The organism is Paracoccus marinaquae, assembly GCF_018860165.1.
Taxonomy (GTDB): Bacteria; Pseudomonadota; Alphaproteobacteria; order Rhodobacterales; family Rhodobacteraceae; genus Paracoccus; species Paracoccus marinaquae.
In genome coordinates this window covers 1-3,849 of record NZ_JAHKNG010000087.1, presented here as the reverse complement: position 1 = coordinate 3,849, position 3,849 = coordinate 1, and the positions used below count along the sequence as shown (strand labels likewise).

The window sequence follows — 3,849 nt, the reverse complement described above, 5'->3', positions numbered from 1 at the left end:
GTGCTCGACCGCATCCATGACCACAAGATCAACCGGCTCGACGAGCTCCTCCCGTGGAATTGGACGCCGATCGCCGACACTCAGGCCCAAGCCGCCTGAGTAACCGCGGTAACAACCGGGCGGTTACGACCGTCGGCACGATCCTTGATCGCTTCACATCCCAAGAGTGTTCAAACTACTTCCAGAACGCAGGTTATGCTTCCGTCAAAACCTGAAACGATCTAGCCCGGACCTATCTTCGCGATCGCGCAGCTGGCACTTCGCCAAGACCGCCATTACGGCTACGGGATCCCGGGCGCCCCCTGTCAGGTCAAGACGCTTCAGTCCTCGATGACACGGCTTATCAGCTCCAGCCCGCGCTTCAACTCGGCCCGCTCGGTGGCATCCAGACGCGTCGCGATGACCCGAGCGAGCCAATCTTCACGCATCGCAAGGATCTCGTTCAGAAGTTGTGAGCCCTTTTCGGTCTTTTCGATCAGCGTCTGGCGCCGGTCCGTCGGATGAGGGCGGCGCTGGACCAATCCGTTCTCTTCAAGAGTACGGACAATCACGGTCATGGATTGCGGGCGCATACGCTCAGCCGCCGCGAGATCGTTGGTGCTCATGGCCTGATTGCGGGTCAGAAGCCCCAAGACTGACATCTGAGCAAGTGGAGGTCCGGTATCTATCCGCACCCGTCTTGCTCCGCGAGCAAGTGTGTCCCGCAGGCGAAACGCCAGTTCGGCATCCGGGTTGCGTTTAAGCGTTTCTTCACTGTTTTTGTCAGACAAATCTTCCGACCCTACTGATGTAGTTGGAATTCTGAGGTTATAGGAACAACCCCGAATAATGGAACCCTCGAAACAACATGACTTCAATAAGCGGTACTCTGGTGGCGCGAATCGATCGCTAAAACTGCCGCAGGAAGGCAGGCTGCGATGCACGCGGGAGCTTTCACCGCGTTGATCCCGGCCTAGGCTTCATCGATACCCAGCCCGTCACATGGCACCTATAATCATCTGAAAATATGATAATTTTTATCTATGTCATGGGAAAATTCAGATCTAACAGCATCTCGTCAACGCTCTGCTTAGATCTCCGAATTTGGAAGTTGACAGGCTATCATTTATTCAGTTAAACTGATCAATATGAGTTACTAAATTGCCTGAGGAGAGGCCGGTAACTCGAGGAGCAGCGGGAGGACGACATGCTTGCAAAAATGCAGGCCTTGCGCAGCACTATTCTGTACTCCGCTTCTATGCGGCACAGCGACCCCTGGCGACTGACGAAGGCCAAACCACGCGCCCGAAGCGATGCTTACCTAAGGCCCGACCCCGAACGAGCAATCCTTCGCATAGCCGTGCAGGACTTCCTGGGCAATCCTGGCCCGTTGATCGCGGGACACTTCTTTCAACAATGCTGTCTTCAAACGAAAACCGCTTGCCGCCTGACGGGTTCATGCCGGCGATTTTGACCTAATCTGATATCCGGCGAAAAGAGGATAGACATGACGACCATCTCACTGCTTGCAACCGGAGATTCGATGCTGACCCGTAAGATCTCGCGTGCTCAGGATGCGGATTTCCGCGATCTGGTCGCCATGATGCGCGACACGGATGTCACCATCACCAATCTTGAAATGAGCTATCCTGGTCGTGGTCGCCATCCTTCGACCACGATGCACGGCACACCGATGAGCGCCGATCCGGCCCATCTTTCGGAGTTCGCCGAAATCGGCGTCGATCTTTTCGCTTTGGGCAACAATCACGCTACGGATTACGGAACCGAGGGGCTGCTTTCGACCATCGAGGCTTTGGAACAGCGCGGCATGCCTTATGCGGGTGCCGGGCGCAACCTGACAGATGCGCGTGCTCCGCGCTATTTCGACACGCCCGGCGGACGGGTTGCCCTGATTTCAGCAGGGTCGAGCAATGCGCGGCTGGCGCTTGCCGCCGACATCGGGATTGGCGACGCAGGACGGCCTGGTATCGCACCGATCCGCGTCAACAAGACCCATTACATCAACAAGTACCGCTTCGAGGATCTGCGCGGCTTGCTGGAAGAGGCCGGTGTGAATGTCACCTCCAGCGGCACCACCGCGCCGGGGATCCATTTCCCCTACCCCGACAAGAACATCTATGACGGTCCACCCCCCGGTGGCATCGCGGTGGAAAGCGTTCATTTCGTCCCGGATGAGCGCCCGCGGGTTCAGACCGACGCGCTTGAGCGGGATATCGAGGCGCTTGTGGCTTCCGTCGATGAGGCCCACAGAATGGCGGATCTGGTTTTCGTGGCGCTTCATTGCCATGAAGGGCTGCAAGGCCGATGGAACACCGATACGCCTGCGGAATTCCTGCGCCCGCTTGCACATCGCCTGATCGATGCGGGCGCCCATGCGATCCTCGGCCACGGCCCGCATATGCTGCGCGGTGTCGAGATCTATAAGGATCGGCCGATCTGCTATTCGCTTGGGAACTTCATCTTCAATCTTGAGGCAACCGAGACCTTCCCGCTTGAGGTTTACGAACAGCAGGGCATGCCGCTGACGTCGCGGACGGCCGATCTTTATGATCGCGTCACCGGCTATCAGAAACAGCCCTATTTCTGGGAAGCCGTGGTCGCGCGGTTCGAGTTCACCGACGGCCGCCTGACCGGGTCCGAACTTCATCCGATCAGGATGGGTCAGGACCTTCCGCGACCACAGCGCGGTACGCCGCGCCTCGTCACCCCCGAAGAGGCCCGCAATATCCTGGAACGACTGGGGACCCTTTCCCTGCCCTTTGGCACCAAGGTCGAGCTTGTCGAAAACGGCGAGCGTTGTTTTGGCCGCATGACCAAGGCCTGACAGCACACCTCCGGCATTCCCGGTAACGGGCGTCCCACAAGACAGGTCGCGGGCACACGCCCGGGTTCAGGATAACCCAATCGCCAAGCGCAGTTGCTTGGCGACGCGATAGAAAACGCGATACACAACAGGGAGTTGAAACGTGCTACAGACCAGTACCACGGCCGACAAAGACACCGGCCCGCCCTCCGCCATCTCGGCTCGGGGCATTCAGTTGAAGTTCGGCGATCTCACCGTCCTGAACGACGTGAACGTCGATATCGAACGCGGCACCTTTGTGTCCCTGCTGGGACCAAGCGGGTGCGGCAAGTCGACCTTTCTGAACGCTGTCGCCGGACTGCTTGAACCGACCGCCGGGATCATCCATATCAACGGATTGCCGAAAGAAGGCATCCCCCGCGCGGCAGGCTATATGTTTCAGGAGGACACACTGCTTCCCTGGGCCAGCGCGCTCGACAATGTCATGCTTCCCCAGCAGGTCGTCGGTCGCAAGGATGAGGCCGAAGCAAGAAATCTTCTGGCAACCGTCGGGCTTAAGGGCTTCGAGGAAAAGCGCCCCATCCAACTGTCCGGCGGCATGCGCAAGCGCGTGCAATTCGCGCGGCTTCTGGCGCAGAAGCCCGAGATCGTCTTCATGGACGAACCATTCGGTGCACTGGATGCCCTGACCAAACTAGTCATGCAGCAAGAGTTGCTTGACCTGATGCAGCGTGACCCAAAGACGGTTCTTTTCGTCACCCATGATCCGGCCGAGGCGATCCTGCTCAGCGACCGCATCCTTGTGTTTGTTGATTGCCACTGAGAATTGACCCGGCATTGTCACCGAGATCTGACCCACCCGGTTGTTATGTTCTGCGCGTCATGTTGGCGTCAATGCAGATGTCTCCTTTCGTTTCTTGGTAGCGTCAAGAATCTTTCGCACATTTGTTCACGCGACGCCTGCTCCTTTGGTTTGATCCGCGAATAGCGGGGTCATGTTCATGTACTTGCGCGTCGACCATTGGGTTCCGGCGATGTGCCTCAAC

At 57.9% G+C, this 3,849-nt stretch carries 3 protein-coding genes; 2 read left to right on the top strand and 1 reads right to left on the bottom strand.

What is annotated here, in order from left to right:
• Window positions 1–320: 320 nt before the first annotated feature.
• Window positions 321–770 (bottom strand): MarR family winged helix-turn-helix transcriptional regulator, encoded by a 450-nt coding sequence (locus tag KNW02_RS20100; protein ID WP_216034962.1) that lies wholly within the window; start codon window positions 768–770, stop codon window positions 321–323.
• 716 nt (window positions 771–1,486) lie between these two features.
• Between KNW02_RS20100 and KNW02_RS20095 the strand changes: the two genes are divergently transcribed.
• Window positions 1,487–2,824, top strand: a complete 1,338-nt coding sequence (locus tag KNW02_RS20095; RefSeq protein ID WP_216034961.1) for a CapA family protein — start codon at window positions 1,487–1,489, stop codon at window positions 2,822–2,824.
• 142 nt (window positions 2,825–2,966) lie between these two features.
• Window positions 2,967–3,626, top strand: coding sequence for an ABC transporter ATP-binding protein (locus KNW02_RS20090; protein WP_216034960.1), 660 nt, complete (start codon window positions 2,967–2,969; stop codon window positions 3,624–3,626).
• Window positions 3,627–3,849 lie beyond the last annotated feature (223 nt).